Source organism: Anaerococcus lactolyticus ATCC 51172 (genome assembly GCF_000156575.1).
GTDB lineage: Bacteria > Bacillota > Clostridia > Tissierellales > Peptoniphilaceae > Anaerococcus > Anaerococcus lactolyticus.
In genome coordinates this window covers 1-227 of record NZ_GG666217.1, presented here as the reverse complement: position 1 = coordinate 227, position 227 = coordinate 1, and the positions used below count along the sequence as shown (strand labels likewise).

Below are 227 nucleotides of genomic sequence, written 5' to 3'. Positions count from 1 at the left end.
GTCGGGTTTGCGTCTCCGGGGTCGCTGCCACGCCATAATCCTGCGACCGTATGACTTGGATACGTCGGGTGTCCAGGTCGCCGTACTCCGGATCGAGGAGCCATTGCCGGAACTCTTCGCCATCGTTCTCAGGTCCATGGAGGTCACTCAGGCCGGGATAACGGTTAATTGTCAGCACGATCGCGTAGTGATCATCTCGCGGCATGTCCACATCTCTCCCTGTTGCG

General features: G+C 59.0%; 1 protein-coding gene. It reads right to left on the bottom strand.

Annotation, left to right across the window (positions count from 1 at the left end; genetic code table 11):
* A partial coding sequence (locus HMPREF0072_RS12385) for a caspase family protein (protein WP_211204262.1) occupies positions 1 to 205 on the bottom strand: 205 nt, incomplete at its 3' end.
* Positions 206 to 227: the final 22 nt, after the last annotated feature.